29 protein-coding genes are annotated in these 26,890 nt (G+C 68.1%); 11 read left to right on the top strand and 18 right to left on the bottom strand.

Features of this window, described 5'->3' with window-relative positions; genetic code table 11:
* Positions 1–236: 236 nt before the first annotated feature.
* The 5 genes from ACIBX3_RS56135 to ACIBX3_RS56115 form a co-directional block, all read right to left on the bottom strand.
* A complete protein-coding gene (locus ACIBX3_RS56135) occupies positions 237–872 on the bottom strand; it encodes a response regulator (RefSeq protein ID WP_397129035.1) in 636 nt (211 codons plus the stop codon).
* Positions 869–2,110, bottom strand: coding sequence for a sensor histidine kinase (locus ACIBX3_RS56130; protein ID WP_397129034.1), 1,242 nt, complete (start codon positions 2,108–2,110; stop codon positions 869–871). The genes ACIBX3_RS56135 and ACIBX3_RS56130 overlap by 4 nt, the downstream gene beginning before the upstream one ends.
* A 7-nt stretch (positions 2,111–2,117) precedes the next feature.
* Positions 2,118–2,822 (bottom strand): ABC transporter permease, encoded by a 705-nt coding sequence (locus tag ACIBX3_RS56125; RefSeq protein ID WP_397129033.1) that lies wholly within the window; start codon positions 2,820–2,822, stop codon positions 2,118–2,120.
* The gene (locus ACIBX3_RS56120; protein ID WP_397129032.1) at positions 2,822–3,739 is read right to left on the bottom strand and encodes an ABC transporter ATP-binding protein; all 918 of its coding nucleotides are present in this window, start codon (positions 3,737–3,739) and stop codon (positions 2,822–2,824) included. Before ACIBX3_RS56120 ends, ACIBX3_RS56125 begins: the two co-directional genes overlap by 1 nt.
* Positions 3,740–3,871: 132 nt before the next feature.
* Positions 3,872–4,462, bottom strand: a complete 591-nt coding sequence (locus tag ACIBX3_RS56115; RefSeq protein ID WP_397129031.1) for a Tn3 family transposase — start codon at positions 4,460–4,462, stop codon at positions 3,872–3,874.
* A gap of 104 nt (positions 4,463–4,566) precedes the next feature.
* Here ACIBX3_RS56115 and ACIBX3_RS56110 point away from each other — a divergent pair, with 104 nt between their 5' ends.
* Positions 4,567–5,889 carry a DUF4158 domain-containing protein gene (locus ACIBX3_RS56110; protein ID WP_397129030.1) on the top strand — a complete coding sequence of 441 codons (1,323 nt, stop codon included), beginning with the start codon at positions 4,567–4,569 and terminating at the stop codon, positions 5,887–5,889.
* Positions 5,890–6,160: 271 nt separating this feature from the next.
* Here ACIBX3_RS56110 and proS read toward each other — a convergent pair whose 3' ends face one another.
* The 6 genes from proS to ACIBX3_RS56080 all read right to left on the bottom strand — a co-directional run bounded on the left by proS (position 6,161) and on the right by ACIBX3_RS56080 (position 9,716).
* Positions 6,161–7,603 (bottom strand): proline--tRNA ligase, encoded by a 1,443-nt coding sequence (proS, locus tag ACIBX3_RS56105; RefSeq protein ID WP_397129029.1) that lies wholly within the window; start codon positions 7,601–7,603, stop codon positions 6,161–6,163.
* Positions 7,604–7,686: 83 nt separating this feature from the next.
* Positions 7,687–7,950, bottom strand: a complete 264-nt coding sequence (locus ACIBX3_RS56100; RefSeq protein WP_397129028.1) for a hypothetical protein — start codon at positions 7,948–7,950, stop codon at positions 7,687–7,689.
* 46 nt (positions 7,951–7,996) lie between these two features.
* Entirely contained in the window at positions 7,997–8,140 is a 144-nt protein-coding gene (locus tag ACIBX3_RS56095; protein WP_397129027.1) for a hypothetical protein, read from the bottom strand.
* A gap of 285 nt (positions 8,141–8,425) precedes the next feature.
* Positions 8,426–8,635 (bottom strand): hypothetical protein, encoded by a 210-nt coding sequence (locus ACIBX3_RS56090; protein WP_397129026.1) that lies wholly within the window; start codon positions 8,633–8,635, stop codon positions 8,426–8,428.
* Positions 8,590–9,390, bottom strand: a complete 801-nt coding sequence (locus ACIBX3_RS56085) for a hypothetical protein (RefSeq protein ID WP_397129025.1) — start codon at positions 9,388–9,390, stop codon at positions 8,590–8,592. Before ACIBX3_RS56085 ends, ACIBX3_RS56090 begins: the two co-directional genes overlap by 46 nt.
* The gene (locus ACIBX3_RS56080; protein ID WP_397129024.1) at positions 9,387–9,716 is read right to left on the bottom strand and encodes a hypothetical protein; all 330 of its coding nucleotides are present in this window, start codon (positions 9,714–9,716) and stop codon (positions 9,387–9,389) included. Before ACIBX3_RS56080 ends, ACIBX3_RS56085 begins: the two co-directional genes overlap by 4 nt.
* Before the next feature lie 197 nt (positions 9,717–9,913).
* Between ACIBX3_RS56080 and ACIBX3_RS56075 the strand changes: the two genes are divergently transcribed.
* Positions 9,914–10,483, top strand: a complete 570-nt coding sequence (locus ACIBX3_RS56075) for a dihydrofolate reductase family protein (RefSeq protein WP_397129023.1) — start codon at positions 9,914–9,916, stop codon at positions 10,481–10,483.
* A gap of 612 nt (positions 10,484–11,095) precedes the next feature.
* Here the strand turns inward: ACIBX3_RS56075 and ACIBX3_RS56070 are convergent.
* On the bottom strand, positions 11,096–11,563 hold the full coding sequence (locus ACIBX3_RS56070) for a hypothetical protein (protein WP_397129022.1): 468 nt from the start codon (positions 11,561–11,563) through the stop codon (positions 11,096–11,098).
* A gap of 94 nt (positions 11,564–11,657) precedes the next feature.
* Between ACIBX3_RS56070 and ACIBX3_RS56065 the strand changes: the two genes are divergently transcribed.
* The 6 genes from ACIBX3_RS56065 (at position 11,658) to ACIBX3_RS56040 (ending at position 17,311) form a co-directional block, all read left to right on the top strand.
* Positions 11,658–11,846: a hypothetical protein gene (locus tag ACIBX3_RS56065; protein ID WP_397129021.1), complete on the top strand. Its 189-nt coding sequence runs from the start codon at positions 11,658–11,660 to the stop codon at positions 11,844–11,846.
* The gene (locus ACIBX3_RS56060) at positions 11,843–12,043 is read left to right on the top strand and encodes a hypothetical protein (RefSeq protein ID WP_397129020.1); all 201 of its coding nucleotides are present in this window, start codon (positions 11,843–11,845) and stop codon (positions 12,041–12,043) included. Before ACIBX3_RS56065 ends, ACIBX3_RS56060 begins: the two co-directional genes overlap by 4 nt.
* Positions 12,044–12,566: 523 nt before the next feature.
* A complete protein-coding gene (locus ACIBX3_RS56055) occupies positions 12,567–13,403 on the top strand; it encodes an alpha/beta fold hydrolase (RefSeq protein WP_397129019.1) in 837 nt (278 codons plus the stop codon).
* Positions 13,404–13,860: 457 nt separating this feature from the next.
* Positions 13,861–14,877, top strand: coding sequence for an NADP-dependent oxidoreductase (locus tag ACIBX3_RS56050; protein WP_397129018.1), 1,017 nt, complete (start codon positions 13,861–13,863; stop codon positions 14,875–14,877).
* 105 nt (positions 14,878–14,982) lie between these two features.
* Positions 14,983–15,813: an enoyl-CoA hydratase/isomerase family protein gene (locus tag ACIBX3_RS56045; RefSeq protein WP_397129017.1), complete on the top strand. Its 831-nt coding sequence runs from the start codon at positions 14,983–14,985 to the stop codon at positions 15,811–15,813.
* A gap of 484 nt (positions 15,814–16,297) precedes the next feature.
* Positions 16,298–17,311, top strand: coding sequence for an NADP-dependent oxidoreductase (locus ACIBX3_RS56040; protein ID WP_397129016.1), 1,014 nt, complete (start codon positions 16,298–16,300; stop codon positions 17,309–17,311).
* A 589-nt stretch (positions 17,312–17,900) separates the two neighbouring features.
* Here the strand turns inward: ACIBX3_RS56040 and sigJ are convergent.
* Positions 17,901–18,839, bottom strand: coding sequence for an RNA polymerase sigma factor SigJ (sigJ, locus tag ACIBX3_RS56035; RefSeq protein WP_397129015.1), 939 nt, complete (start codon positions 18,837–18,839; stop codon positions 17,901–17,903).
* Between the two features lie 170 nt (positions 18,840–19,009).
* Between sigJ and ACIBX3_RS56030 the strand changes: the two genes are divergently transcribed.
* Entirely contained in the window at positions 19,010–19,627 is a 618-nt protein-coding gene (locus ACIBX3_RS56030) for an LUD domain-containing protein (protein WP_397129014.1), read from the top strand.
* Between the two features lie 435 nt (positions 19,628–20,062).
* Here the strand turns inward: ACIBX3_RS56030 and ACIBX3_RS56025 are convergent, their stop codons facing one another.
* The 5 genes from ACIBX3_RS56025 to ACIBX3_RS56005 form a co-directional block, all read right to left on the bottom strand.
* Positions 20,063–20,503, bottom strand: coding sequence for a YybH family protein (locus tag ACIBX3_RS56025; protein ID WP_397129013.1), 441 nt, complete (start codon positions 20,501–20,503; stop codon positions 20,063–20,065).
* Between the two features lie 155 nt (positions 20,504–20,658).
* Positions 20,659–21,027, bottom strand: a complete 369-nt coding sequence (locus ACIBX3_RS56020; RefSeq protein WP_397129012.1) for a hypothetical protein — start codon at positions 21,025–21,027, stop codon at positions 20,659–20,661.
* Between the two features lie 311 nt (positions 21,028–21,338).
* Positions 21,339–21,944 (bottom strand): hypothetical protein, encoded by a 606-nt coding sequence (locus ACIBX3_RS56015; RefSeq protein WP_397129011.1) that lies wholly within the window; start codon positions 21,942–21,944, stop codon positions 21,339–21,341.
* Positions 21,945–22,090: 146 nt separating this feature from the next.
* Positions 22,091–22,972 carry a BTAD domain-containing putative transcriptional regulator gene (locus tag ACIBX3_RS56010; protein WP_397129010.1) on the bottom strand — a complete coding sequence of 294 codons (882 nt, stop codon included), beginning with the start codon at positions 22,970–22,972 and terminating at the stop codon, positions 22,091–22,093.
* Positions 22,969–23,832, bottom strand: a complete 864-nt coding sequence (locus ACIBX3_RS56005; RefSeq protein ID WP_397129009.1) for a type II CAAX prenyl endopeptidase Rce1 family protein — start codon at positions 23,830–23,832, stop codon at positions 22,969–22,971. Before ACIBX3_RS56005 ends, ACIBX3_RS56010 begins: the two co-directional genes overlap by 4 nt.
* 207 nt (positions 23,833–24,039) lie before the next feature.
* Here ACIBX3_RS56005 and ACIBX3_RS56000 point away from each other — a divergent pair, with 207 nt between their 5' ends.
* Both ACIBX3_RS56000 and ACIBX3_RS55995 read left to right on the top strand, forming a co-directional pair.
* Positions 24,040–25,983 (top strand): histidine kinase, encoded by a 1,944-nt coding sequence (locus ACIBX3_RS56000; RefSeq protein WP_397129008.1) that lies wholly within the window; start codon positions 24,040–24,042, stop codon positions 25,981–25,983.
* Positions 25,980–26,630 (top strand): response regulator, encoded by a 651-nt coding sequence (locus ACIBX3_RS55995; RefSeq protein WP_397129007.1) that lies wholly within the window; start codon positions 25,980–25,982, stop codon positions 26,628–26,630. Before ACIBX3_RS56000 ends, ACIBX3_RS55995 begins: the two co-directional genes overlap by 4 nt.
* Positions 26,631–26,890: the final 260 nt, after the last annotated feature.

The raw sequence follows: 26,890 nt of genomic DNA, 5'->3' as shown, positions 1-26,890 counted from the left end.
AGGCTGTGGACGCCTCGTAGGCCGTGGCCTTGGCGGCCAGTTCCTCCAGCACCTCGACAGCGCCCTTCAGCCCCTGGCATGACAGACCATCATGCCGTTCTGGCGCAGCCCTCACGCCGCCCGCCGTCGAAGCACATGATCGCCACACCTCTGTAAGCCTGCACGGGAAAATTATCGGCACCCTACTGCCGTTACGCGATCCCGCCGTCGGGCTTGGCCGCCACCGCTGAGCTTCGTCAAGATCGGTTGAACAGCCCCCGCTCAAAGGCCACTGCGACGGCAGCGGCGCGGTCGTTGACGCCGAGCTTGGCGTAGATGTGCAGCAGGTGGCTTTTCACTGTGGCCTCGCTGACGAACAGGCGGGAGGCGGCCTCGCGGTTGGTGGAGCCGCGGGCGATCAGCGCGAGCACCTCCAGCTCTCGCGCGCTCAGCGGATCGGACGGCGCGCGCACCCGGCTGATCAGCCGGGTGGCCACTGAGGGAGACAGGACCGCCTCTCCGCGTGCGGCGGCCCGCACGGCGCGGAGCAGTTCCTCGGGCATCGCGTCCTTCAGCAGGTAGCCGGTCGCGCCCGCCTCGATGGCCGGCAGCACGTCGCTGTCGGTGTCGTAGGTGGTCAGCACGAGGATCCTGGCCGTACTGCCGCGCTCAGCCAGCCGCCTGATCGCGGTGACCCCGTCGGTGCCCGGCATCCGCAGGTCCATCAGGATCACGTCGGGCCGCAACTCCTCGGCGAGGCTGACCGCCCGCGCACCGTCACCCGCCACCCCGACCACCTCGAAGCCCGGCTCGCCGGTGAACATGCCGCGCAGGCCGTCGCGGACGATGGGATGGTCGTCGACGACGATCAGCCGGATCGGGGGCTCGCTCATCGGAGCTCCTGAGCCGGGACCGTGGCCGAGACGGCGGTGCCCGCGCCGGGCTCCGACTCGATCTCCAGGCTGCCCGCCAGCCTGGTCACGCGTTGCCGCATGGAGGTCATGCCGAAGCCGCCGCTGTGGGCGCCCGGGACGAACCCGGCGCCGTCGTCGCGCACGTCCAGCGTGACCATGTCATCCATGTACGACACGGTGACGCCGACCCGGGCGGCGCCCGCGTGCTTGCCCACGTTGGCCAGGGCCTCCTGAGCCACGCGCAGCAGGGCCACCTCCACCTCGGGGTGCAGCGGCCGGACCGTGCCGGTCGAGGCGAACTCGGTCCGCACGCCGTGAATGCCCTCCCACCGCTTCGCCACCTCCGCCAGCGCCTCCGGCAGACGGGCGGACTCCAGCTCCCACGGACCCACCGCATGCACCGACCGGCGAGCCTCGGCCAGACTGTCCCTGGCCAGGCGGGCGGCGTTGTCGAGGTGGCGCTGCCACTCCGCCGGGTCGTGCCTGGCCCGGGCGGCCGCCTGGACCTGGGTGATGATCCCGGCCAGCCCCTGCGCCAGCGTGTCATGGATCTCCCGTGCCATGCGCTGGCGCTCGTCGGTGGCACCCGCCTCGCGGGCCTGCAGGAGGAGCTGCGCCTGGAGCCCGGCGTTCTCCCGCATCGTCTCCTCCAGCCTGGCGTTGGTCTCGGCGAGCTGCTCGACCATCTTCTTGTTCCGGACGCTCTGGTCGGCGGTGATGTCGCCGAAGAGGCTGACCAGGACGACCAGGACCACGATGGCGGCAATGAACAGCACGTAGGAGGAGATGACGGCCGGATCGGGGTCGGGCAACCCGCCGAAGTAACCGGTAACCGCGGCCGCCGCCGTCGCGGCCACACCCGCGATCCGCCATCGCCCGCGTAGCAGGTGCCAGGAGTGGACGTAGCCGGTGAAAGCGAAGAAACCGGCGAACCACGGGCTGAGCAGGCCCAGTGCCGCGACGAACACCACCAGTCCGGCGATGTAGAGGCCTGCCGCCTTCTCGTTCGCCATCCAAGCGGGATGCAGGGTGACCATCCACAGCGTCCATCCCGCAGCGAGCGCCGTCAGGCCTAGGACGCCAAGCCGATAGTTCCACGAGGTGTCCTCGGTGAGCAGCGCGAGCCCCGCCGAGACGGCCAGCACCAGGTACGGAAGGGCGGCCATCCCGGCGGCCATCCGCCTTTCCGCGATGCGGGGCGGGTCGTATGGCGTCATCGCCACCTCACTCCCAGCGGAAGAACCGGGCCGCGATCAGACCGACGACCACCGTGTAGGCCACCATTGTCGCAAGAAGCAGGGGCTGCGTCGCCGCCCCACTCCAGGCGTCGTGGACGGCCTGCCGGAACAGGCCGAGCGGAGTGAACTCGCCGATTGTGGCCAGCAGCTCGGGCATGGCCGTCTTGGGCTGCATCAGACCGCCGAGGAAGGCTAGCGGGAAGTAGAGCAGCACGCCGATACCGTTGGCGGCGCGCCCGCTCGCCGCCGTCGCGGCGATGAGCAGGCCGACCGCGAAGATCGCCGAGGTGCCGAGCAGGAAGGTGACCACCATCGCCGCGATGCGGGCGGGCAGGGCCGCCTGGAAGATCGCCACCGAGACCGTGACGAGCAGCGCCGAGGCGAGCACCGCGTACGCGAGCTGCAGGATCAGCTGCACGCTCAGCAGGGCGCCCGGGCTGACCGGCGTGGTTGACAACCTGCGCAGGATGCCCCGCTCCCGATAGGTGGCCAGGGTGGTGGGCACCATGTAGAGCCCCACCAACCCGACGGCGATCGTCATCGACATCGAGGGCAGTGCGGTGTCCCCCGGACTGGTTCCGCTACCGAAGATCATCAGGATGAAGAGCGGAACGGCCATGCTGAAGATCGCGCCAGGGTCGCGCAGCAGCAGCTTGGACTCGACCGTGGCGAGTTTCGAAAAGCCCGTCATCAGGTCTCCTGGGTGTCGAAGGTACGGCCGGTCAGGGCGACGAAGGCGTCGTCGAGCGTGTGCTGCTCGATCCGCAGCTCGGCCACCGGGACCTGGTCACGAGCCAGCGCGGAGGTCACCGCGCTGGCGAAGTCGCCGCGGCCCGTGACGATCACCCGGTCGCCGGAGCGAGTCACCGACACCACCCCCGGCAGCTCCGTCAGCAGCGCGTCGTCGAAGGGCGCCAGCGGCCGGAAGCGCAGATTCTGGTCGACGTCCACGGCCGAGATCAGGTGTGAGGGGGTGTCCAGCGCGACGATCCGCCCCCGGTCGAACACCGCGACCCGGTCGCACAGTTCCTCCACCTCGTCCATGTAGTGGCTGACCAGGACGACCGTCACACCTGCCGCCCGAATCCGCTTGATCAGCTCCCAGGTGACCCGGCGGGCAGCCGGATCCAGCCCCGTGGTCAGCTCATCCAGGAAGGCCACCTTCGGGTCGCCCACCAGTGCCAGGGCAATGAACAGGCGCTGCTTCTGCCCGCCGGACAGGGTGCCGAACCGGGCCTGGCGCTTGTCGGCCAGCCCCCACTCCTCCAGCAGCTCACGCCAGTCCTTGGGCGCGCGATAGAAGGAGGCGTACAGGTCGAGCGCCTCCCACACCTTGATGTTCTCCGGCAGGAGCGACTCCTGCAGTTGCACGCCGACCTGGTGGCTCAGCTCCCGCCCATCCCTGACCGGGTCGAGCCCGAGCACTCTGATCGATCCCGAGTCGGGCCGCCGCAATCCCTCGGCGCACTCCACAGTGGTCGTCTTACCCGCCCCATTGGGCCCGAGGATGCCGAAGATCTCGCCCTGCTCCACGGAGAAGGACACCTCGTTCACCACCGGGAGCCTGCCGTACCTCTTGACGAGGTCGTTCACCTCGATAACTGCCATGCACCCACCTTGGACGGACACCCCCTCGCCCGAATCGCCCGCCCGGCCATGATCCACCGCTGATACGGCTGAGCCCGGAATCCACCGATCGGTTGATGCGGTCCCCTGGCTGAACCCCAAGTTGTTCGTCGCTCAGAGCGGATCATCTGACTGGCGAACCTCGGCGCTCGGCCCCGGTCCGAGGCCGAGCTGTTTGCTCATGTCGAGCTCGAACTTGCCGTACAGGTTCAGGTGGCTCCAGAACAGGGCCGACAGGCCGCGCCGGTCGGCGTCGGTGAGCTGCTTCCGCCACTCGGGCTCGGCCAGGACGATCTGCACCATCCTGGTGTTCAGGTAGACGATCGCCGCCTGGACCAGGTGAAACGCCAGGGCCGAGACCTCGACGTGTTCGCGGTCGTCGCCGGTCAGATCACCGGCCTTACCGTAGAAGATGTCCTTGTTGGCCGAATTCCAGTTCTCCACCACGTTCAGACCCTCGTGGATCTCGCGCCGGAGCTCTTCCTCAGCCAGGTAGTCGCAGATGAAGACGGTGCGGATCACCCGGCCGAGTTCCTCGATGGCGCGATAGGTGGGGTGCTTGGGGCCGCCGCGGGTGAAGCGGCGCAGCATCTGATGGGCCTCGGCGGTGCCCAGCCGCAGCGCGGTCGCATACTTGATCATCTGGTAGTACTGGTTGGCGATCAATTCCCAGTCGATCGTCTTGCCCGACAGGACGCCCTCCAAGGGGGCCGGCCGGAATACGCCAGAAACGGGCCGCGTGGTGGTGAGAGGGATTGATCGCCAAGGTAGGAGCGCTGCCAGCTCGGTGATCCTTCCAGGGGTTATGGATGACGTCGATCGATCGGACGGCGTATCCCCGGTTTGGGCGGATGATGTCGGCCCGCGAGTTGACCGAGACTTTCACCCCCACCGATGATGAGGCGTCCTGGGCCCGGGGCCGTACCCAGGACGAGCAGCATCTGCTGGCGCTGCTGGTGTGGTTGAAGTCCTACCAGCGGCTGGGCTACTTTCCGAAGTTGGATCAGGTGCCGTCGGTGGCGGCCACGCACGTACGCGGCATTCTGGAGTTGCCCGAGTCGGTCGAGCTGGAACAGGCCGCGGAGCGGTCGGCCAAGCGGCACCGGCAGTTCGTGCGAGAGCGGCTGGGCGTGGTGTACGAGCCAGCCCGGGTGCGGGAGGTCGCCGAGAAGGCGATCCGCAAGGCGGCCCAGACCAAGGACAATCCGGCGGACCTGATCAACGTGGCGCTGGAGGAGCTGGTACGGGCCCGGTGCGAGTTACCGGGCTACAGCACGTTGGACGCGATGACCGCGACGATCCGCACGGAGATCAACACCGGCCTATTCGCGATGGTCGCGGGCCGGGTGGACGGGGCGGCGCGGGCACGGCTGAGCCGGCTGCTGCTGGTGGATCCGGTCAGCCGGCGCAGCGAGTTCGACAAGCTGAAGGAGGTGGCCCAGGCCGCCTGGCTGACCAAGTTCAAGACACGGCTGAAGTTCTTGCGCCACCTGGACGCGATGGGCCCGACAGAGGACTGGCTGGAAGGCGTGCCGCCGGGCAAGGTGGCGCACTTCGCCGGCGAGGCGAAGGTCACCGACGTGGCCGACCTGCGCAAGGTGCTGTCCGAGGACAAGCGGCTGACGCTGATCATCAGCCTGCTGCACACCGTGCGGACCAGCACCCGCGATGAGGTGGTGACCATGTTCTGCAAGCGCATGGCCGCCATCCACAAGAAGGGCCGCGACCAACTGGAAGCACTGCGCGGGGCGCACCGGGCCGAGTCTGAGCGACTGCTGGGCGTGTTCGGCGAGGTGCTGTCGGCGGTTCGCGAGGCCATGGCCCCGCCAGGCGCCACCGAGCAGGAAACCACCGGGCAAGAAGTCGCGGAACAGAGCTCGGAAGCCGCTGAGCAGGGCTCGCAGGCGAGTGAGGGAGGCCAGGGCGGCACGGCGGCCGAGGGCGGCGATGCCGCTGGGGATGCCCCGGCCTGGTTGAGCCAGTTCTGCAGGCATGACCGGCTGATGCCCAGGTCTTTGGCGAGTTGGAGGAGCGGTTTGTCACCTTGGCGCGCGAGCTCGACCGCGCGACGCCGGAACTCTGGCGGGTGTGGTGCGGGCATGAAGGACATCCTTCCTGATGATCAAGGGTGACCTCAGGTCAAGTGTCCGGAGAACAGGGGGAAGCTCAGAGCGAGCCAGAGCCTGAGAAAGTCAGTGACGTGCGGCATGCTCAGTGACGTGCGGCATGCAGTGTTTTGTGGCGGCGACACCGAGAGTGTCAGTAGGTCGCGACACGAAAGCGTCATGACGGACGAGGCAGTCAGTACTCGAAGCTTTGGGAAGATCGTTGATTGGGAACGGGGACGACTCCCTCGTCGGTTCTCCGATGAGCCGTCCCCGGATATGGGGAAAAACCCGCTGTTCAGTAAGAACGGCCGAAGAGGACCCGCTTGCCGTAGGAGGAAGGCTCACCGCAGTGAATGCAGTGCCCAGACTCAGGTTCGCCGTCAAGTGGTATGCAGCGAGGAGTCGCAGCGGTCTCGGCCTTGATCTCGTCCTCACAGGCCGGATTGCCGCAGTGCAGCGCCGACGCCCACCCTGAGGCAACCGTTTCCGCGAAGGCGTCCCAGGCGTCGACCTGGCTCGTGTGCGAGTTGCGGAAGTCTGTGGCTCGCTGGAGCAGAAACGCTTGGAAGTCCTCCAGGAGGCCGGGCATCAGGTCGGATACTGACGTGAGAGAGATCGTCTGCTTGCCCTCGTCGCCGAGACGCTTGGCCATGACCACGGTGCCAGACTCCAGGTCACGGGGTCCTAGTTCGAGCCGGATCGGCACGCCGCGAAGTTCCCAGTCGTTGAAGCGGAAGCCGGGTGAGAGCTGAGCACGATCGTCGACATGCGCGCGGACACCGGCTGCCTTAAGACGTCCGGCGAGGTCATGAGCGGCGGCCAAGGTGCGTTCGCCCTGCTCGCCACGACCGATGGGCACGATCACCACCTGGTAGGGCGCGAGTTTGGGCGGCAGGACCAAACCTTTATCGTCGCCGTGGGTCATGATGACGCCGCCGATCATGCGGGTGGACATGCCCCATGACGTCGTGTGACAGTGTTCAAGCCTCCCGGCTTCGGAGGTGTACTGAACCTCGAAAGCTTTGGCGAAGTTGGTGCCCATGTAGTGGGAGGTTCCGGCCTGGAGGGCCTTGCCATCGCGCATCATGCCCTCGATGGTGAAGGTCCGAACGGCGCCGGCGAACCGTTCACCGGGAGTCTTCTCACCGGGCATCACCGGGATCGCCGCAATGTCGCGGGCTACTTGAGTGTAGAGGTCGAGCGCGAGCATGGTCTCACGCATCGCGTCCGCCTCATCAGCGTGTGCGGTGTGGCCTTCCTGCCAGAGGAACTCCGTGGTGCGCAGGAACATCCTGGGCCGTAGCTCCCATCGCACGACGTTGGCCCACTGGTTGAGCAGGAGCGGCAGATCACGATGGGATGAGATCCACTTGGCCATCATCTCGCCGATGATGGTTTCGGAGGTCGGCCGAACCACGAGGGGTTCATCGAGCTCCTTGCCACCCGCATGGGTAACGACGGCGAGCTCAGGTGAAAAGCCCTCAACATGCTCCGCTTCCCGGCGGAGATAGCTTTCCGGGATGAGCAACGGGAAATAGGCGTTCTCGTGACCGGTGTCCTTGATCCGCTGGTCGAGCTCTGCCTGGAGAAGCTCCCAGAGGCGGTAGCCATATGGTCGGATGATCATGGTGCCCTTTGCCGGGCCACGGTCCACCAGCTGCGCCTTGGCGACCAGCTCGTTGTACCAGGCCGAAAAGTCCTCGCTCTGAGGCGTAACACCGCGTTCATCACGTGCCATGCAGGGAGAATAGCGTGGATCGCGCATCCGGGATTTCCTATGGCCGCTCAACCCCGAGTTCGAGGATTCGGTCTCTCAGGGGACTAGAGATGCCGCCAGGAGACCAGGGTCTCGGGTGTTTCCCAGGCCGTCAGCTGCCGCTCAGGGTCGGTTTCCTGACGCGCGAACTGGCTGATCAGGTCGGCAAGGGCCAGTCGGTCCTGTCCGGGGAGGCGCTGCAGGAGGGCGACCACCGGCTCCAGGACCTCCATCGTGGCCTCGGGCGTGATCGCGTCGTCGTCGCTGAGGTCCAGCCTGATGACGACCTCGGTGAGGGCTTTCGCAAGGGTGCGTTCGAGAACGGTCACGATGAGAGCTCCTTAGCCAGTTTGTCGAGAGGGGCGTCTTTCCTGGTCAACCTGTGGTTTCAGTGAGACGAGCTTCCAGGGTGGCGATCATCTGATCGAGCAGGCCGGTGTTGTCCTGCTTGACCACCTTGCGTCCGACCTCGTTGAGGCCGGCGACCTTGGTGATGCACTCGTCGGCGGCCTGGGCCATCGTGCCGAACTCCTGGCGTGCGATCGCGCATGTAGCGGGTGACGAAGACCCGGCGCCGGGCAGGGCTTTGCGATGGCAGAAATTTTTCCAGGCGATCGCCCCGGTTGGCCGCGACCACGCGGGCGACCTTGACGGCCCGACGCAGGCGGGCGCCGTCCTTGATGCCGACGCCGGCGGCGATGTCGGCGTAGCTGAGCTCGCGGCCGTGGTTGCTGCGCAGCCAGATCATCACTTCGGCGACGTCGGTTCCGGCGCGGGTCCAGCCCATCTCGTCACGGCGTCGGCTCACAGGAATTTCCCGTTCTCGTCCATGAAAGCCGCGAGCGCGGCGTCGTCCAGAGCAGCGCCGGTGGCCATGTCACGGACGGCGGCGATCGCCGCCTCGGCTCCGTCACACAGCTCCGCGATGGCTTCGGCGCGGTCCGTGGTGAAGGTGATCTGCTGCTTGCTCAGCAGCGCCAGCGCCCGCGAGGCGGCCATGCGGATCTCGGCCATGGCGTTGAAGACGTCCTGGACGCCCCGGCCTGCGATCCCTCGCCGGCTTCGCGGGCTTGTGCGGCGTAGGCGTCCCGCTCGGCGCGGCTGATGTCGTCCTGTTCGCTGTCGTATTCGCGCTGCCGCTCGCCGGCAACCTCGGCGGCCGCGGCGCGGTCTTCAGCATCCGCGGCGGCCTGGCGGGCTTCGAACTCCTCCAGGGCCTGCCGCGCCGCCTTTCGGGTCGCCTCATCGGCCAGCAGAGCGGTCTTCACTGCTGTGGGATGTGTCATGACATAGGTGATGGCCGAAGGCCGGGTCCCGCTCTTTTCCGCTTCTTTCTCGACCGCATCACGCCGCTCGGTCGACAGGCCCGTGGCCTCCCAACTGCGGTAGTAGCCGTTCTTGCCATAAAAGGGATACTCCCCGGTATCAGGAGGCTCGATGGTGGTGTCCGGGCGCAGATCGGCGGCGGGCGGGACGACGCCGTCGGCGGCGAGCCGGTTCCACGCATCCAACAGGGCGATGACGCGCCTGGGGTTAGCGCTGGCCCGGCGGGCGAACTCTCCGGCGCTGATGCGCCGGAAGGCGTGCAGGCCGCTGCGGGGCTGGCGGTCGATTCTCACGCCGGTGCCCTCGCCGGGCGTGACGCGCCTGGCGACCAGAAGGGCGAGCTTCCAAGGGCCTTTGCGATCCAGGGTGACGAACTCGTCGATGTCGGCTTGCAGGGCTTCCTCGCCGTCGTCGAGAGCCTCCTCGGGCGGGCCGGCGTTCATGCTGTCGTCTTCTCGCGCTGCGGCCGCCGCTGTGCCGGGACGCTGACCGTGCCGATCGCGGCGATTTGACGGACCCTCTTGGTGAAGACGTCCAGGTCATCCAGGGCGACGGAGGCGTTGGCCTTCTGGGCGAGGTCCAGCTGCACTGTCTTGGGGAGACGTTTGATGATCCGTGCCGACTGCGCGGCCAGAGCGAGCAGATCGGCGACCAGCGCGGCGCTGGGGTCGGGCTGGCCCGTGGGCGGCTTCGGCGGCTGCTGGCCGCCCTGTTCTTCGCGCTCGGCCCGCTGTTTGTCGAACTCGGCCTCCAGTTCGGCGCGGGTCACGGCGAACCTGAACGCCCCGAGCGCCCGAATCGGTCGCGCGCTCGGTCTGCGATCTGGTTCGCATCACGACGGCGTTAAAGTTCGCATCGCGACGGTGTTGAGTAGGTGGGATCGGGCGCCGATGAGAAATGGCGCCGACAGTCGTCTAAGTACCGTCCGGTGAAAACGCGCTGCGCGCATCAAGGGAGAGCAACGAGATGAGACCACTTCGATACTCGATCAACGTCACGCTCGACGGCTGCTGCCATCACGAGGCAGGGCTCCCCCCGGACGAGGAGTCGATGCGCTACTGGACCGCTGAGATGGAGCGAGCCGATGCCCTGCTATTCGGCCGGGTGACCTACGAGATGATGGAGTCGGCGTGGCGGAAGCCGGCCACGGACACGTGGCCTGACTGGATGGATGAGTGGCAGATCCCGTTCGCCGAGACCATCGACCGGGCGAAGAAGTACGTCGTGTCGAGCACGCTGAGCGGGGTCGATTGGAATGCCGAGCTGGTGCGAGGCGACTTGGGGCAAGCGGTTCAGCGGCTCAAGCAGGAGTCAGGCGAGGGCCTGTGGGTGGGTGGCGTGACGCTGCCCCTGGCGTTGGCAGATCTGGGACTGATCGACGAGTACGAGTTCCTTGTGCAGCCGGTCCTTGCCGGACACGGGCCGACGTTGCTCGCCGGTCTGCGCGAGCGCATCCAGCTCGCGCCCGTGGACCGCCATGAGTTCCGGTCGGGGGCGGTCGCCCTGCGATACCGGCCCACGCGAGTTACGGCTTGACGTGATCTATCCTGGCACGTTGACCGCTCCCTCGCGACGGAACGACGGCTCGGGGTCGCGTTGGCCGCGCTGGCCGTGCCCCCGAACGCGCGGACATATCGACGGGGGACATCGCCCCGAGGTGCCGGTAGCGGACAGGGCAAACGTTGCGAATCGCCGTATACAGCTCGACCTTGGTCGCCGATATGCGCATGGGGCCCCAAACGGGAGAAGCGCACCGACTCTCCCACCGCAAGAACCCCACCGCGCTGATCGCTCAGCGCATCGCCCGCCGCCAGCGCGAGCGGCAGCACCGCGGTGACCGGTGCGTAATGGGGCCAGGCGCGAGCCGGCCCCAGGTGACCAACGTGCCTGACAACCCCAGATAACTTGTCAGGCACGTTCGCCGACGACCCTGTGCCTTACATGCCTGACATCCTCTCGACACCCCATATAGCCGGGTGACCTGATGGGCGCGGCGTGCCCGGCTTACGTCCGGGCACACCCGTGAACCCGTCAGCGCCGCCGACGTTTGAATGCCCCAGGTACTTGTTGACCGCCACGTACAGGATGGGGAAGGGGCACCGCCCGTGCCGTCCTTCACCCGGCGCGCTGCCCCTCATTCCCCGTACATCATCCGTAGTTCTGCATCCAGACGCGCATGGTGTGGGACTTGCCCTTGAGGAAAATCGCGGTGCGGTAGCGGAGGCCGACCCCTGCCTGGTTGACGCGGTAGTACTTCTTCCCGCCGTCGCAGGCGAAGGTGCGCGGCTTGCTCGCCCCGTAGAAGGCGCCGTAGCGCCGGCGCTCGAATGCCACCGTCGCCCGCGTGCCGTCGCCCCCGCTCCAGCACTGGACGACGGCTTGCAGGACCCGGGCCTTGTTCTTCTGGCTCGGGGTGTACATGTACTTGCCCTTCTTCGACCCCGACCACAGGGTGAACCAGCGGGCCGCCGACGCCTCGGCCGCCTGGACGGCCGAGGTCACCTCGACGGCCGAGGTCGCCGTGGACGCGGGGGTGGCCGCCTGGGCTGCCGCAGGGGCGAACAAGCCCGCGACGATGGCACCGGTGATGACGGCTTGGGGAAACTTTCTCATCATGCTACCTCCGTGATGGCATACCTTCCGTCGAGCGCAGGAGAGCGCTCAAAGGGGAAGGTAGGGCGGCGCATGTTGAGCCGACGTTGAGGATCCGTTGACGCGGCAACCGGTCCGCGGCGGCGGTTCGAGCCTCACATGCGGCCCCCGGGCGATTTCGGTCCTCGGGCTCCGTTCACCAGCTGGCCTGGCCCAGACGGTCACCACGATCTACCGGCTGCTGGTCGAGACGCTCGACCGCGAGCCGCGGGTGCTGCCCGCCATGCTCGCCGGACTGGGGCAGTGACGGCCAACGAGATGGCCGCCGGGCGTATCCGCCCCCTGCCAGTACCCCTGCTGATGCAGCAGATGATCGGCCCGGTCCTGCTCTACTTCATGACCCGCCCGGCCGCCGGACAGGTCCCCGGCCTCGATCCGCCCGACACGCAGGAGGCCTGCGCGGTCTTCGCCGAAGCGTTCCTGCGCGCCGTCACCATGCCGTAGTCTCGCCGGCACGCCGTGCGCTCTCGCACGTATACAGCACCCCAGGGGAAGCGTTTCGCCAGCTCACGCACCCCAAGGCTCCAGCGGCCGGGACTGGCGGGGGCGGGCGTTGAAGGTGAGCCTTGCGGAGCCTCGTGGCGGTCCAGTCGAGAGAGGCGGCGGGGCGACGTTACAGGTTCCTCATCAGTGTCCCGCATCATGCCCGCATCCCATATCAGTACGATCATAATCCAAATCCGTTGCAACCCTTGCCCTGAGACGGGTTCTCATCATATGGTCGTATGGTCGTAATCTAAACCGGCCTGCGCACAAGAAGTGCCGCACTGAGCAGGAGTGTCACCGTGGGAGTCAGCTCGTTCATCCTGGGCGCGGGGCGCGTGCCCGAGGTGACCAAGCCATCGAGCAGATGGGTCGGTGGCTCCGCCGCCATCTCGGCGCCTGAACAGAAGAACTGCTCGCCACCGTCGGCTCATTGGAGCCTCTGGGCCACACGAGGTACACCGTCGATTCACCGGGAGAAACCATGATCACCACCTACAGGCACGCGCCCACCCAAACCCTCGATGTCGGCGGAACGAGTTTCGCCTACCGGCAGCTCGGCGCCCACACCGGCGTGCCGGTGATTTTCCTCAACCACTTGACCGGGGTCTTGGACAACTGGGATCCCAGGATCGTCGACGGCATCGCCGCCAGACATCGGGTGATCACCTTCGACAATCGAGGCGTCGGCGCGTCACAAGGCAGAACACCGGATTCGATAGCCGCGATGGCGCGTGACGCCATCGCCTTCATCAAGGTGATGGGCTTTCATCAGGTCGATCTTCTCGGCTTCTCCCTCGGCGGCATGGTCGCACAGGTGATCGCGGAAGAAGAGCCGAAGCTCGTTCGCAGGCTCATTCTCGCCGGCACAGGCCCGGCCGGCGGCCGAGGCATCGACAAGGTCACCTCCCTCACCATCCGCGACACGATAAAAGGCGCGCTGACCTTCAAAGATCCGAAGTACTATCTCTTCTTCACCCGAACGTCAAATGGCCAGGCGGCGGCCCGGCAGTTCTTGAAACGGCTGCAGGAGCGTACGGACAACCGGGACACGGCGATTTCGCTGGCGGCTTTCCGCTCCCAGCTCAAGGCCATCCACGCCTGGGGGTTGCAAGAGCCCTCCGACTTGATGGATATCCAGCAACCCGTCCTGGTGGTAAACGGCGACGACGACAGGATGGTGCCCAGCAGTAATTCTGCCGACCTGGCTCGACGACTGCCGGATGCCCAGCTCACACTGTATCCTGACGCCGGACACGGCGGCATATTCCAGTATCACGAAGACTTCGTCAAAAAGGCTCTGGAATTCCTCGCGCCATAAATCACTTCCCGAATCGAATCGGATCGGATCGGCCGGGCAGGTGAACGCGGTGCACGCCACCTGGACGGGCACCCAAGACGGCCGCTCGGATTTCTGGCGGGGCTGCCGCGCGAACGACACCACACCCCCTACGCGCTGAAGACCAGCGCGCGACTCGCTCAGCTCGCGCCTGAGACTGATCGCGTTCCCAGCCGAAGACCGCACACATGAAGCCGGTCCGCGGCTTTCCACACCGTCAGCGACCTCCTGCCGGCACGCCGGCTCTGTTGTCGCGCACCTGCGATGAAGAGACGTGCGCCATTCACCCCCCGTTCGCCCTGCTCCACACGCACGGAAACCGGGAGGACATGAGCGACACCACTGTCCGCCCGTTCCGCAACGACATTCCACAGGCCGCGACAAGGGCGTTGCCGTGATCCACGTCATGAAACCTTTCACCCGAAGGAATTGGATTCTCATGTCCGAACAGACCCTGCCCACCACCGGACGCGCATGGCACCTGGAGGCCCGCCCGGAGGGCCGCCCGGCGCCGGCCGACTTCGCGCTGCGCAAGGTGGAGATCCCCGCGCCCGGCCCGGGGCAACTCCTGGTCGCCAACGAATACCTCTCGGTCGACCCCTACATGCGCGGCCGGATGAGCGCCAAGAAGTCCTACATCGAGCCCTACGAGGTGGGCGAGCCGATGGACGGGCCCGCGGTCGGCCGCGTCCTGGCCTCCAACGCCGACGGCTTCGCACCCGGCGACCATGTCCTGCACGTCCTGGGCTGGCGCGAGTACGCGGTCCTCGACGCGGCCACCGCCCAGAAAGTGGACCCGGCGCCGGCGCCGCTGTCTGCCTACCTGGGCGTACTCGGCGTCCCCGGCCTCACCGCCTACGTCGGGCTGACGCGCTTCGCGCAGATCAAGGAGGGCGACACGGTCTTCCTCTCCGGCGCGGCGGGCGCCGTCGGCAGTGTGGCCGGCCAGATCGCCAAGCTGAAGGGCGCCGCACGGGTGATCGGCAGCACAGGCTCGGACGCCAAGATCAAGCTGCTGGAAGCGGAGTACGGCTTCGACGCGGCGTTCAACTACAAGAAGGGGCCGGTCGCCGAGCAGCTGGCGCAGGCGGCGCCGGACGGCATCGACGTCTTCTTCGACAACGTCGGGGGCGAGCACCTGGAGGCGGCGATCGGCGCACTCAAGCTGCACGCCCGGATCGTCCTGAGCGGGATGGTCTCCCAGTACAACGACGAGAAGGTGGTGGGGCCGCGCAACCTGTGGAACATGTCCGTGACGCGTTCGCGGATGCTGGCCTTCATGGTGACCGAAGAGCTGGACCTCCAGCCGGAGTTCGCGCGCGAGGTCGGCGGCTGGATTCTCGGCGGCAAGCTGCGCCACAGCGAGACCGTGGTGGACGGCATCGACGACACCCTGGAGGCCTTCCTCGCGCTGATGCGGGGCGAGAACATCGGGAAGATGCTCGTCCGGCTCTGAGCCTGCCGGCGCCGGTCCCCATGGCCCCGCGACCCTCGTTCAGCGTGTTGCGGGACACCGCACTGCGCTGAGATCCGCCGACGAACACCACAGCATGGAGCGCACATGAGCAACCCCAGCACGATCAGCATTGAACGGCCGACACCCGAGATCGCCACGATCACGTTCTCGAACCCTCCCGTGAACCTGCTTGTCCCCGAGACCGTGACCAGGTTGCACGAGCTCGTCGTGGAGCTCGGCGACGATCCCGACATCCAGGTCGTGGTCTTCAAGAGCGGTGTCCCCGACTTCTTCTTCAACCACTTCGACCTCGCGGTCGCCGCGGACTTCCCCGTGCCGGAGGGCAAGGACGCAGTGCCGGTCTGGACCGACATGGTGCTGCGGCTGACGAAGGCCAGCTACATCACGATCGCGTCCATCCGTGGCCGCACCCGCGGCGGCGGCAACGAGCTCGCCCTGGCCTGCGATCTGCGCTACGCGAGCCGGGAGAAGGCGATGTTCGGCCAGCCCGAGGTGGGCGGCGGACTGCTGCCCGGAGGCGGCGGGACTGAGCGCCTGCCCCGGTTCGCCGGCCGCGACCGGGCCCTGGAGGCCATCTTGAGCAGCAACGACTACGACGCCGACCTGGCCGAGCGCTGGGGATGGGTCACACGGGCCCTGCCGGACGCCGAGCTCGACGACTTCGTGGACACGATGGCGGCCCGCCTGGCCTCCTTCGACAGGACCGCCCTGGCGTCCGCCAAGTCGATGGTCAACCGTGCGTCACTGCCGCCGGACGCCGACCTGGTCGCGGCCTACGGTGAGTTCACCCACTCGCTGACGCTGCCGGGGTTCCTCACGCGCGCGGCCGGCTTCCAGGCGTTGGTCGCCGAGAAGGGCCTCGACCTCGAATACCGGATGGGCGAGTACATCGGCATCGCGAATCAACAGGCCTGACCCCTCGCCTGGTCGGCGCTCACCGCTTCGGGGCGCCGCGCCGCAGGGGAGATCGGGGTGGTCGTGGTCTGTTGATGACGGCAATCCCGGGTGAGGTTGCGAGGTGGATGGGTTCGGGCTGTGCATGTCCGCGAGATCCGCCGGCCTCGACGATGCCGTAAAGGGCCTTGGGGTCAGCCCGCCGTGCTGATCTGACCGGTGTGCCGTCCATGGCCGTCCACTACGGCGAGCGTGAACGCCACGCTGGTGACGCTACTTCGGCCGCCGGGTGGCGGACTGCGACGGCGGCTCCGAGGTCCGCCCATCCCGAACGACGACACTCGTTCGTCCCGGGGCGCAGGGCACGTGCCTGCTGCGGACCAGGCGGTCGAGCAGCTGGGCCGGCGGCTCCGGCGACATCTCGAAGCCTGGAGTCGAACCGCCCGGACGATCACATCGACCGCCAAGAAAGCCATCGAGAAGACAACACGGAAGGTTGACTGACATGAAGGCATTTGTCGTCGAGAAGTATGGCAAGGACGGCGCGCGCGCCGCAGAGGTACCCGAGCCCATCGTCGGGGACCGTGACGTCCTGGTGCAGTTGAGAGCCACCAGCATCAACCCGCTGGACAAACTGGTTCGCAACGGAGAGCTCAAGCAGGTCCTGAAGTACAAGGCTCCGTTCGTGCTCGGCCACGACGTGGCCGGCATCGTGATACGGGTCGGCCCCGCCGTACGCGGCCTCAAAGCCGGCGACGAGGTCTACGCCCGTCCGCGCGACCTGCGGATCGGCGGTTTCGCGGAGTTCATCGCGATCGACCAGGACGACGTCTCCCCCAAGCCGGCCTCCCTCACCTTCGAAGAGGCAGCCGCGGTGCCGCTGGTGGCCCTGGCCTCCTGGCAGATTCTCGTCGACCGTGCCCGCGTGAAGCCGGGTCAGAAGGTGCTCATTCACGCCGGCGCCGGCGGCCTCGGGTCGACGGCAATCCAGCTCGCCAAGCACCTCGGCGCCACGGTGGCGACGACCACGGACACCGACACCGAGAAGTTGGTCAGGAGCCTCGGTGCCGACGTCGTCATCGACTACACGAAGGAGGACTTCTCGACAGTAGTGTCCGGTTACGACCTGGTGCTGGACACCGTTGGCGGGGCGAACCTCGAGAAGTCGCTCACCGTGCTGAAGCCCGGCGGCCTGGCCATCGGTGTCGTCGGGCCGCCGGACGCCGGATTCGCCAAGCAGCTCGGCGCCCCGCGCTTCATGGGTGTGGTCATGAACACGCTGAGCCGCAAGATCCGCAAGCAGGCCAAGGCGCTGGGCGTGCGCTACCAATTCTTCTTCATGCAGGCCAACGGTTTCCAGCTCCGCAAGCTCGCCGCCCTCTACGACAGCGGGAAGCTCCGCCCGGTCATCGACCGGACCTTCCCGTTCGACCAGACGCTCGACGCGATGGCGTACGTCGAGCAGGGTCGCACCAAGGCCGGCAAGGTCGTGGTCTCGATGGTGCCCGACAACGACTGAGGTCGGGGCCGGCCGCGGAGTCGCCGGCCGGAACTGTCATCCGAGCGTGACTGCGCCGTCGGCGATCCAGTGGCGACTCCTTCGCGGTGAGCCGTCGCTGTCGGCGCAAGACACAGGCATGGACCCCCCGACTCGACCGGGACACGTCCGACTGCTCGATCGCGCGGACTCTTGAGATCGTTGGGCGAGAAGTGGACAATCCTGATCCTTCGATTCTCGCCCGCCGCAAACGCGGGGAATCCATCCGGACCATCGCCGCCGGAGTTCAAGGTCTCGGCCGGCGTCGTGCACAAGGCCCTGACCGACGCCGGGCAGGAACAGCGACCGTAGCCCCGCCGCTCCGCCACCCACTCAACTACTCAGCGTTAGTTCGGGCCAGCCAGCTTCGGAAGGAGTGAGGCCCACCCCTCGGGTTCCTGCGACAGGCCCCAAACTGGGTCTATCTGAACAGGATGATCGCTTCATGGTCTGTCGCTGATGATCACCATGAGCTCTGCGCCGTATGCAGACGCGTCGCCGCAGGTCGCCGGGCACCAGGTGGGGGCACGTCGCGCCGACCCGAGCGCCGCTCCTGGTATGGAGACGCGCCTCAACCCGTCGTCCAGCGACGGAGTTTCTCGGGATTGCGTACTACCCAGATGTGCTTGATCCGGTCGCCCGCGACCTCGAACGCGAACACCGTCACGGTGACGCCGTCTTGCTGAGCCACCAGACCGGGCTGACCGTTGACCGTACGCTCCAGGAGCGTCATGTTGCCGGGCCTCCGGTCGGCGATCTCGACCCAGGCGCGCGCGATCTGCTCGCCGCCTTCGATGGGGTGCAGGAAGGTGGTGGCGAGGCCGCCGCCGTCGGCGATCGCCGTGGCGCTGGGGTCGAGCAGGCCGATCAGTGCGTCGATGTCCTTGGCCTCCCATGCCTGCTTGAAGTCCCTGACGATGCCGGCCTGCTGGGCTGTCGGACTCGCGGGGCCCTGCGATTCGCGAATGCGGCGGCGGGCCGAGGAGGCCAGCTGGCGGCATGCCGCCGGGGTCCGGCCGACGATCTCGGCCACTTCGGCAAAGGAGTGGCAGAAGACATCGTGCAGGATGAACGCGACGCGTTCGGCCGGGGTCATCGATTCGAGCACGACAAGGAAGGCCATGTTGACCGACTCATCCAGGGTGACCCGGTCGGCCGGGTCGACGGTCGCACCGCCCGGCCGACCGCTGATCCACTCCGTACACTCGGGCAGCGGCTCGGGGATCCACTCGCCCACATACCGCTCCCGCCTCGCGCGCGCCGATCCGAGCACGTCCAGGCAGATGCGGCCGGCGACCCTCGTCAGCCAGGCGCCGGGGGACTCGATGGCGTCCTGCTGCTGCCGGGACATGGCGTACCAGCGGGCGTAGGTCTCCTGTACGACATCCTCGGCCTCGGCCAGGGAGCCCAGGAGCCGGTAGGCGAGATTGATCAGCTGACGCCGCTCGCTCATGATCGCACTCAGGCCGGGATCGGGCCGGCCGTGTCCTGGCTCGGATCGGATGGTCATGGTGTCGACGGCTCCCTTGGTCGCATCTGCCCTCACCTGTTCGACGAGATAGCGCGTCGAACTGTGAGGTTGGCGCGTCGCCTGACATTCCGGGGGGCTGTGTCGTCGTACTGCCGAGACGAACACATCATCCAGCGAACAGGAAGCTCAGAGACATCATGACTACCTCAATGCCGGCATCACCGTTCGCCGCCCCGGCACCCGCGCAGCGCCTGGAGCGGGCGGCCGCTGCGCTGGCGGAACACGGTTTCACCGTGGAAATCCTCGACGACGCCGCCGCCGCGCGTACCCGCATCAAAGAGCTGATACCCGAGGGCGCCAGCGTGTTCACCGGGGCCAGCGAGACCCTCCGCCTGTCCGGCATCGAGGAGGACATCAACACCAGCGGGCGCTACGACGCCATCAAGCCACGCGGCCTGGCCATGGACCGCGCCACCCAACTGCGCGAGATCTGGCGGCTGATGTCTACCCCCGACGTCGTCGTGGGCAGTGTCGCCGCGGTCACCGAAACCGGCTCCCTTGTGGTCGCCTCGGCCAGCGGAAGCCAGCTGCCCGGCTACGCCGGCGCCGCCGCCCAAGCGATCTGGATCGTCGGGGCGCAGAAGGTGGTGTCCGACCTGCCCACCGCGCTGCGCCGCATCGAAGACCACTGCCTCCCGCTGGAGAACGACCGCGCCATGAAGGTCTACGGCAAGCCCAGTGCCCTCAACCGCCTTCTCATCCTCAACGCAGAACCCCACCCCGGGCGCGCCACCGTCCTGCTGCTCCGCGAAACCATCGGATTCTGAACCAGCAGCATTCCTCGTTGGGGACCCGATACATCGGCACCGCGCTCCTCAACACCATCGCGGCCGACGCCACCGCACACGACCTGGCTGGTCACCTGCGCGGAGGGCGACACCCCAGCTGGTCCAGCTCGCGGCGGTCCACAGCTACACCATGGTGTTCTGATGGTGCGCCGGCATCTTCGCCGCCGGCGCCGGGCACTCTGGTCCCGCGGCCAGGTCTCATCGTGCCGGCACCAGCAGGACGCCAACGAACCCCTCAGCGTCTGACCGGCGACCGTCGCCGGGCGCATCCGCCTGGACCCGCTCGGCCGATGACGCCCCGGTCAGCACGGACAGGGGCGTCATCGGCAGCACCGCCGCGCCCCTGGCCTGCGAAACCAGGCCAGGGGCTCGACGGCGGCAGCGCCCGCGACGCCCCCGGACTTCGGCGATTCGTCAGGGCTCGAGGTCGGCCACGCCCTTGCCGCTTGCGATGTCGAACGGCACAGAGACCTGGTCGTGCGCGATCAACCAATGGTCGTCGGTCTTCCGGAAGCAGAACGTGGCCCTGACCCACATGCCACTCGTCGCCGTCCCGTTCTTCAGCGTGCCGCTGAGCCGACCGAAACCGTGGCCGAATGCCACGTCATCGCCCACGGTGAGTGTCAGGTCGCGAAGCTCATAATTCACATCCTGGAAGAGCGTGAACGCCTTGGTCCAGTTCTCCAGCTTCGCCTCTATCCCTACATGCTGCAGCGGCGGCTCGACGTCGAAGGAGACGACGTCTGTCGCGTAAAGCTGCCTCAGGGCCCCGAGGTCCTTGGCGCGGATTCCTTCGACGATCTTCTCGACCTGCTGTTTGATCTTGGCTTCGTCTACCTCGCGGTGCGCAGGCATCGGTGCCCATCACTTCCAATCGGTGTGGAATCTCGGCTTGTCACCAGTTCGACGACACAGCACCCCGGGATGTCAGGCCCGCGGCAACCGGCACCCTCCCGGCAGTACCGGTGAGCACTGTCTCGAGCACTGTCCGCTGGGGATCCCTCGATAGGTCACATGTCGTCTTCGTCGTCGACGGCCGCGTCGCAGCTGTTGGACGGCGGTGTCCAGGTAGGCGGTGTTCCGCAGCACGACGCGGTTGAGGACCAGGCCGAGCACGCCGAGCTGGCCCAGGCGGCCATCGCGTAGGTGGTGACTGCTTCCAGCTCGGCGCGGGTGGCGCCATCGCGGGCTTGGACGGAGAGGTCTTGCACGACGGTGGTGTAGTAGCGAGCGATGGCGTCGAGGTCGGCGGGGGCGCGGTGAGACGCCATCGGCGACGCCGCGGCGAGCTCGGCGGCCAGCTCGTCAATCCGGGCATACAGCTGGGCGTACTTCTCTCTACCCAGCCCCTCGGCCTGCTCGCATGCGGTGCCGATCACCTTCCACGGCCAGTCGAAGGACCCGGACCATGAGCTGGTAGGCGGTGACCCTGGTGTTGCGGCACATGATCGCGATCTTGGCCTCCTAGTCGAACGTGCAGCCGGATCAGACGATCTCGCGCCGCCCCTGTCGGCTACGCCAATCAGCGCAACAACGTGCTCCAGCCCGCCGTCGAACCCACCCGCCAACGTGGCGTGACCGCCCCGCACGCCGGCAATCCTGGGCAGGCTCCGGGAGGCCGGGGCCGACGACCAGGTCACCGTACAGGTGAGCTGGTCGTCGAGATGGTACCGGGTGTGATGGGACGACATCAGGCGTTCACGGCGAGGGGCTCGGCGGTCGTACGCGCCGACGCCGCGCCCACGGCCAGTAGCCCGAGACCGGTCAGAACCGTCGCCGGGATGATCACCAATCCCTCCACTACGGGCAGGCCCGGACCGACGATCAGCACCAGTGCCGCGACCAGCAGCGCCACGCCGGCCAGCCGCACCGACCGCCGCGCCCCGCGCCACGCGAGGCCGGCCCCGAACGTCACCAGCGACGCCATCCACACCATCCCGGCCACTGCGTTGACCGCACCGCCGCCACCGGCCTCCACCTGTTCGGCGACGCCGTGCAGTGGCGCGACGTACGCCTCGAACCACGCGCCAGGAGCGAGGGCGGCGAACGCGATCGCCAGCACGACCCCGCCGATCGAGGCCAGCTTGGACGGCCGGAGCGCCTGGCTCACAGCGATCAGCAGAGGGAGCCCGGCGGCGATCAGCATGCCGCCCAGGGCGAAGATGAGGTGCGCCGCCTCCCAGGTCGGGGCGGAGTGGGCGGCCTCGCTGTGCTCCAGGGGGTGCAGGACGTTTCCGAGGGCGAACAGGATGCCGCCGCTGCCCACCAGGCTGCCGGCCAGGATTCGCATGTTCATGGTCTTCTTCTCCTTCGAGTTCCGCCGGGCGGTGGGTCCGCCCTGGCGATAAGGGTTGGGGGCGTATTGCGCTTTCACAGAGGACCGCACGAACGCTGCGGGGGGCAGCTCCAAGGGCGGGCTACGCGAGCTGTTCACGGGCGGCCTCATGGCGGGCAGCGGTGGCACGGCGCATACCGGCTCCACGGACGCCGGAGCCGGTGGGCGGGCGTGCGGCGCCGGGACGGCACGGTGGCGACCAGCCGCAGCGGCTGCGGCGAGACGAGATCCAGGGACCTGGACTGGGCGAGGATGGCCGACTCCAGTTCCCGCAGCCCTGGGCCGGGGTCCACGCCGAGCTCGTGCACCAGCAGGCGGCGGGTCCTGGCGATCACCGCCAGGGCGTCACCCTGCCGGCCCGACCGGTAACAGGCCAGGGCGAGCAGTCGCGCGGCGTTCTCGCGGAAGGGATGATCGCGGGTGTGCTGCTCCAGCGCTGGGATGATCTGGGCGTGCCATCCTAGGTCCAGGGCGGCCTCGGCCCGGTATTCCACGGTGGCTCGCCGTAGTTCTTCCAGCTGGGCCGCCTCCGGCGCCGCCCAGTACTTGTGGGCGAACTCGGCGTACGCGGGGCCCTCCCACAGCGCCAGGGCCGCGTCCGCGATGGCGACCGCTCTCGTACGGTCCTGCTCGGCGAACGCGGCGTACGCCAGCTCCCTGAACCGCCACGCGTCCACGTCCCGCGAGTCCAGGCACAACCGGTACCCCGGTACGGCGCTGACCAGCACGGACGCGGGGGCGCGCGGTGGCCGGCGGGGCTCCAGGACACGGCGGAGGTTGGAGACGTACACCTGGAGCGAGGCCAGCGCGGTGGCCGGCGGCCGGCCGCCCCACAGGCCGTCGATGAGCCCGTCGGTGGTGACCACCCGCCCTCCCGCACCGACCAGCATGGCCAGAACGGCGCGCTGACGTGCGGGACCGAGGTTGGCAGGCTCGCCCGCCACCTCGCCGCGGAAGGAGCCCAGCATGCGCAGCCCCACCTTCGTCATCGGGTCACGCTCCTGGGGTCACGCCACCAACGCCGGGTGGCCAGCACGGCGACGACCATCGCGCCCGACGTGAGCGCGCCCCCTTCGCCCAGCCACCATGGCGAGTGTGCGGTCGCCGCGGTCAGGGGCTCGGCAGCGAGGTAGATGGAGGCGTTCAGGGTCGCGTGCAGCACCAGGACCGGCCAGATGCTCCCGGTACGAATCCGCAGCCCCACCAGCGGAAAGGCCAACGCGACGGCCTCGACCGTGAACCACAGCAGCGCGTACGGCGTGGGCACCCCCGCCCGGACCGCCCCTGGGACGAACAGCATCAACGGGAAGTGGAACGCCGCCCACGCCAGCCCCACGATCACGGCCGCGCCTCTGGTTTCGGACAGCCGCGTGACCAGCAACGAACTCCAACCCAGCTGCTCCCCGATCGCCAGCACCATGTACGGCACCACCCCGGGGACGAGGCCCAGCAACACGCTCATCAGAGGCGGCAGGCTGGTGGATCCGGGGTCGAAACGCGCCGCCCCCGTCACCCAGGCCGTCCCGTACGCCAGCCCCGTCCCCAGCACCGGCAGCACCCACGCCACCGCGATGTTCCTCCACGGGGTACGGCGGAATCCCCAGGGGAAGCCGCGTAGTCCCTTGTCTCCCACCGACCACGCGATCAGCGCGGCCACGGCCGGCATGAACGCCTGCCCGTACAGCGCTATCAGCGCACCGGCCGGGGCGTCATCGAGCCGATCCAGATCCACACCCTGAGCCACGGCAAAGGCCACGGTGGGCAGAACGAGCGCGGGAAGGACGAGGGCGAAGGTCGTGAGCTGCCGTCGGGTGACTCGGTGTGTGATCGGTGGCGATGTCGTGTGCATGACAGCAGTCCACTCGCCCACCGGTCCCACCCGCCTGAGCACCCGGTCCCCACCGGGTCCCGACTCGGGGAAGGCCTCCCTCGTCGGCCGCCTCCCTCGGCCGGCCACCTGCGGGGCACAAGATGCCGGCGCCGGCCCGCAAGGTCCTGGGTGGGGCGGGACTCTGGTCCCATTGCCCCAGATGGGGCGTAACGGGACGATGTTCCTGTGCGTGTTCCCACCTGGCCTTGGGCGATCCCCTGTGCGGGCGCAGCGGCCATCCTGATCGGCGCCGTTCTCACGGTCAACGTCCCGGTTCAGGACGCTACGTACCTTCTGCTGGACGCCGTAGTGGGGCTGACCTATCCGCTGGTGGGAGCGTTGATCGTAGCGCGGCAACCCCGTAATCCCATTGGGTGGCTGTTCTGTTTGGGCGGCACAGGGCTGGCGTTGCAGGCGCTGGCGGGTGGCTACAGTGTGTACGGCCAAGCCCACGGATGGCCGGGCACCGAGTTCAGCTCCTGGGTGGTCAACTGGGTGTTCTTCACCGGGTTCGGGCCGTTGTTCCTGCTGCCGGCGTTCCTGCCTGACGGGCGGTTGCCGTCGCGAAGGTGGCGGCCGGTCATGGGGGCGCTCATCGCGGGCATGGCCATCCTGCAGGTCCTGCTCATGTTCAGGGACATGGTGTGGGTTTGGGGTAGTGAGCGGCCGAGCCCGGTGGGGTTCGTGCCGACCGAGATCATCGCGGCCTGTTTCGGGGTGGTGGTGAGTGCGGCAGCCGTCGTGGGGGCGGTCGCGCTGGGGGTGCGGGTGCGGCGGGCTCAGGATCGGCGTCAGCTCATGCCGTTGCTCCCGGCCGCCGTCGCCATCGCGCTGGCGGTGCTGGTCGACTCCACCCATTCCGGGGGTACGTGGTCCGTTGGGATCTGGCTGCTGGCGCTGACCCTCCCCGCCCTGCCGCTGGCCACCGCAGTATCGATCTTCCGTTACCGGTTGTTCGACATCGAGGTGCTGATCCGGCGTACCGTCGTGTACATCCTGGTCGCGGCGCTGCTGCTGGGCGCCTATGTGGCTACCGTGGCCACCGTGAACGCGATGTTCAGGCAGCAGGGTGGTGTGCTGGAGTCGTTGCTGGCCACCGGCGTCGTGGCGGTGGCGTTCGCGCCGGCGCGCGATGCCGTGCAGCGGGCCGTGAGCCGCGTGCTGTTCGGGAACCGGGGGGAGCCCGCCGCGGCCCTGTCTCATCTTGGGCAGCGGCTGGAGGCGACGGCCGCGCCGACCGAGCTGCTCGACGGCGCGGCCGAGACCGTGGCGCGGACGTTGCGGTTGCCGTCCGTCGCCGTGCTCACCGTCGCCGAGGTCCCCGTCTCGGTCTTCGGTGGCGTTCCCGATGATGGTGTACGCATCTCGCTGTTGAGCGGTGGACGGACGGAAGGGGAGCTGCGGGCGGCGCCCCGGTCGCCAGGGGAGCCGCTGACCAGGGCGGATCGGGCGGTACTCGACGATCTGGCGCCCCACTTGGCGGTGGCCCTGGCGGCGGTGCGGCTGGCCACGGAGGTCAGGGACTCACGCGAGCGCCTGGTCAAGGCGCGCGAGGAGGAGCGCCGCCGCCTGCGCCGCGACCTGCACGACGGCCTCGGCGCGGACCTGACCACGATCGGGCTGAGGTTGTACGTGATCGAGGCCACGGCACCACCAGAGCTGCGCGAGCAGGTCACCGGCGTCAGGGAGCTGGCGCAGGCGATCGTCGGAGACGTCCGGAGGATCGTCTACGACCTACGCCCACCCGCTCTGGACGAGCTGGGCCTGTCCGGAGCCCTGGAGGACCTCGCGCTGGACGCCCCAAAGGGCCCGAACGTCGCCGTCACCATCCCCGAACCGCTGCCAGCCCTCCCCGCGGCCGTGGAGGTGGCCGCGTACCGGATCACGCAGGAGGCCCTGTCCAACGCGCTCAAGCACGCCGGCGCCGCCAACGTGGAGATCATCGTGAAGGTCGTGCCCGACCGGCTGGTACTGCGGATCCGCGATGACGGGCGCGGCCTGCCGGAGCCGCTGCGCGAGGGCGTAGGATCCGGCAGCATGCGAGAACGCGCCGCCGAAGTGGGCGGTGAGCTGCGACGTTCGTCCGAGCCCGGACGCGGGACCCTCGTGGAGGCGGTGCTTCCCCTATGAACGGCCCCACAGATTCCATTCGTGTGCTGCTGGTGGACGACCACCCGCTGCTCCGCCACGGCCTCAAGGCGCTGCTCGAACAGATCGGCGGCGCCGAGGTCGTCGGCGAGGCCGGCGACGGCGAGGAGGCCATCGAGCTCGCGCTCTCCCTCGACCCCGACGTCGTCGTGATGGACCTGGTCATGCCCGGCATGTCCGGCACCGAGGCGACCCGGCAGCTCATCGACCGCCGCCCCGACCTCGGCGTGCTCGTGCTCACCATGAGCGAAGACGACGCGTCGGTGTTCGCCGCGCTGCGTGCGGGCGCGCGCGGGTACGTGCTCAAGGGCACCGCCGGCCCCGACTTCCTCGCCGCCGTGTCCGCCGTCGCCCGGGGAGAGGCGGTGTACGGGCCGGGCGTGGCGCGAAGGATCCGCCGCTTCCTCACCAGCGGGCCCGACAGCGGCCCGTTCCCCGAGCTGACCCAGCGGGAGCGAGAGGTCCTCGACCTGCTGGCCTCTGGCAAGTCCAACGCGGAGATCGCGCGGGCCCTGTTCCTCAGCCAGAAGACCGTCAAGAACCACCTCACGTCCATCTTCGCCAAACTCCAGGTGGCCGACCGCGCCCAAGCGGTGGTCCGCGCCCGCCGCGCGGGCTTGGGCGAATAGCACCTCAGGCCGACGTACAACCAGCGCGCCAGGGCCGGGGTGCTGGGGCCATCCGGATGCACTGCCGCAGTAAACGCGTAGACCTGATCTTGCCTGTGGCGCACGTTCGCGCACCAATCATTACTCTGAGCTGCTGAAATGCTCTCTGACGTTCAATTTCGGCCGGATGGCCCCAACACCCCGTGTCGCGCCCACCCGTGACTACGCCACCTGCTCCTTCGGTGCCCGCGCCCAAGACCTCCCGTCCGACGTGTGCCTGA

Origin of the sequence: Nonomuraea sp. NPDC049480 (genome assembly GCF_044465905.1) — a bacterium.
Taxonomy (GTDB): Bacteria; Actinomycetota; Actinomycetes; order Streptosporangiales; family Streptosporangiaceae; genus Nonomuraea.
Note: the sequence above shows the minus strand (reverse complement) of the source record. Positions and strands in the feature narration are given on the sequence as shown.

What these genes read in the sequence shown, in the direction of transcription:
- ACIBX3_RS56015 (WP_397129011.1), bottom strand. Translation starts at nt 21,944, where the DNA reads ATGAACATGCGAATCCTGGCCGGCAGCCTGGTGGGCAGCGGCGGCATC.
- ACIBX3_RS56130 (WP_397129034.1), bottom strand. Translation starts at nt 2,110, where the DNA reads ATGACGCCATACGACCCGCCCCGCATCGCGGAAAGGCGGATGGCCGCC.
- ACIBX3_RS56025 (WP_397129013.1), bottom strand. Translation starts at nt 20,503, where the DNA reads ATGCCTGCGCACCGCGAGGTAGACGAAGCCAAGATCAAACAGCAGGTC.
- sigJ (WP_397129015.1), bottom strand. Translation starts at nt 18,839, where the DNA reads ATGACCATCCGATCCGAGCCAGGACACGGCCGGCCCGATCCCGGCCTG.
- ACIBX3_RS56005 (WP_397129009.1), bottom strand. Translation starts at nt 23,832, where the DNA reads ATGCACACGACATCGCCACCGATCACACACCGAGTCACCCGACGGCAG.
- ACIBX3_RS56030 (WP_397129014.1), top strand. Translation starts at nt 19,010, where the DNA reads ATGCCGGCATCACCGTTCGCCGCCCCGGCACCCGCGCAGCGCCTGGAG.
- ACIBX3_RS56095 (WP_397129027.1), bottom strand. Translation starts at nt 8,140, where the DNA reads ATGGCCCAGGCCGCCGACGAGTGCATCACCAAGGTCGCCGGCCTCAAC.
- ACIBX3_RS56010 (WP_397129010.1), bottom strand. Translation starts at nt 22,972, where the DNA reads ATGACGAAGGTGGGGCTGCGCATGCTGGGCTCCTTCCGCGGCGAGGTG.
- ACIBX3_RS56040 (WP_397129016.1), top strand. Translation starts at nt 16,298, where the DNA reads ATGAAGGCATTTGTCGTCGAGAAGTATGGCAAGGACGGCGCGCGCGCC.
- ACIBX3_RS56050 (WP_397129018.1), top strand. Translation starts at nt 13,861, where the DNA reads ATGTCCGAACAGACCCTGCCCACCACCGGACGCGCATGGCACCTGGAG.
- ACIBX3_RS56075 (WP_397129023.1), top strand. Translation starts at nt 9,914, where the DNA reads ATGAGACCACTTCGATACTCGATCAACGTCACGCTCGACGGCTGCTGC.
- ACIBX3_RS55995 (WP_397129007.1), top strand. Translation starts at nt 25,980, where the DNA reads ATGAACGGCCCCACAGATTCCATTCGTGTGCTGCTGGTGGACGACCAC.
- ACIBX3_RS56110 (WP_397129030.1), top strand. Translation starts at nt 4,567, where the DNA reads ATGACGTCGATCGATCGGACGGCGTATCCCCGGTTTGGGCGGATGATG.
- ACIBX3_RS56055 (WP_397129019.1), top strand. Translation starts at nt 12,567, where the DNA reads ATGATCACCACCTACAGGCACGCGCCCACCCAAACCCTCGATGTCGGC.
- ACIBX3_RS56090 (WP_397129026.1), bottom strand. Translation starts at nt 8,635, where the DNA reads ATGGCCGAGATCCGCATGGCCGCCTCGCGGGCGCTGGCGCTGCTGAGC.
- ACIBX3_RS56085 (WP_397129025.1), bottom strand. Translation starts at nt 9,390, where the DNA reads ATGAACGCCGGCCCGCCCGAGGAGGCTCTCGACGACGGCGAGGAAGCC.
- ACIBX3_RS56045 (WP_397129017.1), top strand. Translation starts at nt 14,983, where the DNA reads ATGAGCAACCCCAGCACGATCAGCATTGAACGGCCGACACCCGAGATC.
- ACIBX3_RS56125 (WP_397129033.1), bottom strand. Translation starts at nt 2,822, where the DNA reads ATGACGGGCTTTTCGAAACTCGCCACGGTCGAGTCCAAGCTGCTGCTG.
- ACIBX3_RS56120 (WP_397129032.1), bottom strand. Translation starts at nt 3,739, where the DNA reads ATGGCAGTTATCGAGGTGAACGACCTCGTCAAGAGGTACGGCAGGCTC.
- ACIBX3_RS56070 (WP_397129022.1), bottom strand. Translation starts at nt 11,563, where the DNA reads ATGATGAGAAAGTTTCCCCAAGCCGTCATCACCGGTGCCATCGTCGCG.
- ACIBX3_RS56135 (WP_397129035.1), bottom strand. Translation starts at nt 872, where the DNA reads ATGAGCGAGCCCCCGATCCGGCTGATCGTCGTCGACGACCATCCCATC.
- proS (WP_397129029.1), bottom strand. Translation starts at nt 7,603, where the DNA reads ATGGCACGTGATGAACGCGGTGTTACGCCTCAGAGCGAGGACTTTTCG.